The organism is Melaminivora alkalimesophila (assembly GCF_000282995.1).
GTDB lineage: Bacteria > Pseudomonadota > Gammaproteobacteria > Burkholderiales > Burkholderiaceae_C > Melaminivora > Melaminivora alkalimesophila.
Genome location: NZ_ALEE01000123.1, coordinates 1 through 5,223 on the forward strand (window position 1 = coordinate 1; position 5,223 = coordinate 5,223).

A 5,223-nucleotide genomic window follows, 5' to 3' on the forward strand; every position below is an offset into this window, starting at 1 on the left:
GGGCGCGGGCCCCGTGCCCGGCGGGGCGGCGAGCGCGTCCAGGTCGAGCAGCGAGGGCTCCAGCGTCACGATGGCATTGGCCTGCGCCCCCCGGCTCAGCGCCTTGAGGGCCGCGCGGCTGATGACGTGCTCGAGCTCGCGCACGTTGCCCGGCCAGGGGTAGCGGCGCAGCGCCAGCTGCGCCTCCGGCGACAGCCGCAGGCTGCGCAGCCCCAGGCGCGCCCGGTTCAGCTCCAGAAAGCGCCCGGCCAGCAGCAGCACGTCGTTGCCGCGCTCGCGCAGCGGCGGAATGGGCACGGGGTACACCGACAGGCGGTGGTACAGGTCGGCGCGGAAGGCGCCGCTGGCCACCTGCTCGCGCAGGTTGCGGTTGGTGGCGGCGACCACGCGCACGTTGACGCTGCGCGGCCGGTCGGCGCCCAGGCGCTGGATCTCGCCGTTTTGCAGCGTGCGCAGCAGCTTCGCCTGCACCGCCAGCGGCAGCTCGCCCACCTCGTCCAGGAACAGCGTGCCGCCCTCGGCCGCCTCGAAACGCCCCGGCCGGTCGCTCACCGCGCCGGAAAACGCCCCGCGCACGTGGCCGAACAGCTCGCTCTCGGCCAGCGACTCGGGCAGGGCGGCGCAGTTCACATGCACCAGGGGCTTGCCGCGCCGGGGCGAGCGCTGGTGCAGCAGGCGCGCGAACAGCTCCTTGCCCACGCCCGTCTCGCCCAGCAGCAGCACCGGCAGCTCCGATGCCGCCACCACCGACAGCTCGTGCAGCAGGCGCGCCAGCGCCGGGCTCTCGCCGACGATTTCCGCCTCCCCGACGGTGCGCGCCGGCAGTTCGCTGGCGCTCCCGCCCGACAGCCCGCCGGCCGCCGCCATGCGCAAGGTGCGCAATTCCTGCTCCAGGCGCGCCACGCGCACCACCGCCTCCACCAGCGGCACGGCGCGCGCCAGCCGTGCGCGCGCGGCCGCCCCGAAGGTGCCGGTGGCGAGTGCGTCCAGGGTCAGCACGCCCCAGGGCCGCCCGTCCACGTGCAGCGCCACGCCCATGCAGTCGTGCACCGGCAGCGGCTCGCCCACCAGGGTGTCGAGCAGGCCGTCGTAGGGGTCCGGCAGGCTGCTGTCGTGCTCGAAGCAGGTGACTTCATGCCGCGCAAGGATCGCCGCCAGCCGGGGATGCTGGGCCACCGCGAAGCGCCGCCCCAGGGCGTCGCCGACCAGCCCGTTCACCGCCACCGGCCGCAGTCGCTCGTCCTCCAGCCGCAGCAGCGCCACCGCCCCACAGCGGAACTGCATGCGCAGCAGGTCCACCAGCCGCTGCAGCCGCACCGCCTGCGGCAGCTCCGCCCCCAGGTCGGAACACAGGGCCAGGAGCTCGCCCTCGTCCACGGCGCGGGAAGCGCTCTCGAACACGGTTGTATTGACCACTTTAAGGTAATTTTCACCCAGATATTTGAGGGTGCATTTTACCCCCACCCGTGTAAACCCTTGATTTGCTGCGCAGCACATGCTGGCCCAGGCCTTGCAAACAGCAAGTGCAGGTGAGTCTTGTGTCTACCTGTCTGTTCTTCAACGAGTTCCGCGGCCCAGCGCAGCGGCCCAGAGCCATGCCAACCCGAAGTCCCCTGTTTTCTCTTCCCCTACCACGCATCGACAACAACATGATGGAGGCCCTCCATGGGTAAGTACGCCAAGTACTGGTACACGCTGATCGGCGTGTTGATCGTGACCTTCAGCCTGCTGGGCTACTACGGGGCCGAGGTCTATAGGACGGCACCGCCCATCCCGGGCCAAGTGCTGGTGCAGGGCAGCGACGAGCCGCTCTATACCCGGGACGGCATCCTCGACGGCCAGACCGCCTGGCAGTCGATCGGCGGCATGCAGCTGGGCTCGGTCTTCGGCCACGGCGCCTACCAGGCGCCCGACTGGACCGCCGACTGGCTGCACCGCGAGCTGCTGGCCTGGCTGGACATCTCGGCCGAGGAACTCTACGGCAAGCCCTTCGAGAAGCTTGACGGCGACGCCCAGGCGGCCCTCAAGGCGCGGCTGAAGACGGAGTACCGCACCAACACCTACGACCAGGCGAGCGACACGGCGACCATCAGCCCGGTGCGCGCCAAGGCCGTGGCCCAGGTCGCGAAGTACTACGACCAGCTGTTTGGGGACGACCCGGCGCTTCAGAAGTCGCGCGAGCACTTCGCCATGAAGGAAAACACCCTGCCCAGCGCCGAGCGCCGCGCGCAAATGATGGGTTTCTTCTTCTGGACCTCGTGGGTCGCCTCGACCGAGCGCCCCGCCGACAACGGCGGCACCGGCGCCACCTACACCAACAACTGGCCGCACGAGCCGCTGATCGGCAACCAGCCGACGGGCGAGAACATCATGTGGTCGATCATCAGCGTGGTGGTCATGATGGCCGGCGTGGGCTTCCTGGTCTGGGCCTGGGCCTTCCTGCGCAAGCAGGACGAGGATGCCCCCCAGATCCCGGCGCACGACCCGCTCACGCGTGTGCCGCTCACACCCTCGCAGCGCAGCCTGGGCAAGTACCTGTTCCTGGTGGTCGCGCTGTTCACGCTGCAGGTCTTCCTGGGCGGCTTCACCGCCCACTACACGGTCGAGGGCCAGCAGTTCTACGGCATCAACGTCTCCGAGTGGTTCCCCTACTCGCTGGTGCGTACTTGGCACCTGCAGGCGGCGCTGTTCTGGATCGCCACCGGCTTCCTGGCCGCGGGCCTGTTCCTCGCGCCCGTGATCAACGGCGGCAAGGATCCGAAGTTCCAGAAAATTGGCGTGGACATCCTGTTCTGGGCACTGGTCGTGGTCACCGGCGGCACCTTCGTCGGCACGTACCTCGCCATCGCCCAGGTGCTGCCGCCCGAGTGGAACTTCTGGCTCGGCCACCAAGGCTATGAGTACGTGGACATGGGCCGCCTGTGGCAGATCGGCAAATTCGCCGGCATCGCCTTCTGGCTGGTGCTGATGGCACGCGCCATCTTCCCCGCCCTGTTCAAGCCCAACGGTCAGGACAGGAACCTGCTGGCGCTCCTGACCTCCTCGGTGGTCTGCATCGGCCTGTTCTACGGCGCCGGCCTGTTCTACGGCGAGCGCACGCACCTGTCGGTCATGGAGTACTGGCGCTGGTGGGTGGTGCACCTGTGGGTGGAGGGCTTCTTCGAGGTCTTCGCCACCACGGCGCTTGCCTTCATCTTCTCGACCCTGGGCCTGGTGTCGTACCGCATGGCCACCGCTGCGAGTCTTGCGTCCGCGTCGCTGTTCATGCTGGGCGGCGTGCCCGGCACCTTCCACCACCTGTATTTTTCGGGCACGACCACGCCGGTCATGGCCGTGGGCGCATCGTTCAGCGCCCTCGAAGTGGTGCCGCTGGTGGTGCTGGGCCACGAGGCCTGGGAGCACTGGAGCATGCAGCACAAGGCCGAGTGGATGCGCCGCCTGAAGTGGCCCGTCATGTGCTTCGTCGCCGTGGCCTTCTGGAACATGCTGGGCGCGGGCGTCTTCGGCTTCATGATCAACCCGCCCGTGTCGCTGTACTACATCCAGGGCCTGAACACCACGCCGGTGCACGCCCACGCCGCCCTGTTCGGTGTCTATGGCTTCCTGGCCCTGGGCTTCGTGTTCCTGGTGCTGCGTTACGTGCGCCCCGACGTGGTGCTCAACGAGCGCCTGATGAAGACGGGTTTTTGGTGGCTCAACGCCGGTCTGGTGCTGATGATCGCCTCGAGCCTGCTGCCCATCGGCATCTTCCAGTTCCAGGCCAGCGTCACCGAAGGCCTGTGGTATGCCCGCAGCGAAGCCTTCATGCAGCAGCCTTTCATGGTGACGCTGCGCTGGGTGCGCACCTTCGGCGACGTGGTGTTCATCGTCGGCGCGCTGTGCCTGACCTGGCAGGTGGTGAGCGCCGTGCTGTTCGGCCGGCGCGCCGCCCCGCTGCAGGGCAGCGGCATGCTGGTCGGCGCCGCACGCTGACCCCGCCCCCGAGCTGGCGTGGCGCCCTGCGGCGCGCCAGCTCCGAACCCCCGCATCCGAAAGGCCCAGGCATGAACATCGACCGCTTCAAGCGCGAACACGCAGACATCCTTGACCAGATCGACGCCCTGCGCCGCCTGACCCACGCCGGCGTGGCGGAGAACGCCTCGGCCATCGCCCAGGGCATCGTCGCCATGAGCTCCACCATCCGACTGCACCTGGCCGTCGAGGACCGCCTGCTGTATCCGGCGCTGCAGGCCAGCGGCAACGACGCGCTGGCCCAGCTGGGCAAGCGCTTCCAGGACGAGATGGGCGAGATCGCCAGCAACTACATGGCCTTCGCCCGGCGCTGGAACACCGCCGAGCGGGTTACGGCCGATCCGGCCGGCTTCAAAGGCGACGCCAACGTGGTGCTGCGCAGCGTGTACGACCGCATGCGCCACGAGGACCGGGATTTCTACCCGCGCATCGAGGCGGCGGAAAGCACCCTCGCCTGGTGAACGGACCAGGCCCTTCGATTTCCATCGGCAAGGCCTCCGGGGCGCCTTGCCTTTACAGCCAGCCTTCCGGGGCTGGCTTTTTTGGTTCACAAGAAAGTCGCTGCGGACTGGAACACCCGCAGCGTTTTTTCCTTGGAGTGAATAGGTTTAACCGCCTAGTTGTCAGCCTCCCAACCTTCCGCCAAACGTTCGATATGGGAAGCCAGAGCACCAGGAGGAGCGCTTTCCTGATCTTCGGCTTTGTAGACAATGCCCGTACCAACACCCTGGGACGTAGTCAGGCGTCTGACAATGAGTACCTGGTCGGGGCCTTTGCCCTCGCGATTGGAAACGCCCTCGCCTTCGTTCACGCTATACGCGAAGAAGTAGCCACGAAGTAGCTGTCCAGCTGTGTTGATCTTCACGCATAGCACTCCACCAGCCAGTGACCCGCGAACTTGATGCTCGCAGCCAAACGTTGCATTGGAGTTGGCCACAAGTCCGTTGCCATTGGCAGTCGGATTGCCCTGCTGGATGAGTTCCACGACATCCGCCAGCGTCCCATCCGAACCAAAGGAAGTGAATGTCCAAACTCCTCTCAAGCTCGCAGGAGCAAACGCATACCCAAAGTTGAAGCGCGAGATGGCGACCTCAGGCTCATTCGGGAAAGTGATGAAACCCGTCGCCCCACTGGTAAAGCGAATGCTGACGTTGCCGGGACTACCAGCCTCCACTCCCGAGCGCGGTCCGCTGCCGAAGTAACGGCCGCCGC

The 5,223-nt window shown here is 67.3% G+C and carries 4 protein-coding genes; 2 read left to right on the forward strand and 2 right to left on the reverse strand.

Going from position 1 to position 5,223, the window contains the following annotated elements:
- On the reverse strand, positions 1 to 1,377 hold a 1,377-nt coding region (gene norR / locus A612_RS01805; RefSeq protein WP_040435595.1), incomplete at its 3' end, for a nitric oxide reductase transcriptional regulator NorR.
- Between the two features lie 288 nt (positions 1,378 to 1,665).
- Here norR and A612_RS01810 point away from each other — a divergent pair.
- Both A612_RS01810 and A612_RS01815 read left to right on the forward strand, forming a co-directional pair.
- Positions 1,666 to 3,972 carry a nitric-oxide reductase large subunit gene (locus tag A612_RS01810; protein ID WP_019372907.1) on the forward strand — a complete coding sequence of 769 codons (2,307 nt, stop codon included), beginning with the start codon at positions 1,666 to 1,668 and terminating at the stop codon, positions 3,970 to 3,972.
- A gap of 71 nt (positions 3,973 to 4,043) precedes the next feature.
- A complete protein-coding gene (locus A612_RS01815) occupies positions 4,044 to 4,472 on the forward strand; it encodes a hemerythrin domain-containing protein (RefSeq protein WP_019372908.1) in 429 nt (142 codons plus the stop codon).
- A gap of 155 nt (positions 4,473 to 4,627) precedes the next feature.
- Here the strand turns inward: A612_RS01815 and A612_RS17245 are convergent.
- The coding region (locus A612_RS17245; RefSeq protein ID WP_158000160.1) for a hypothetical protein at positions 4,628 to 5,223 on the reverse strand (596 nt) is incomplete at its 5' end.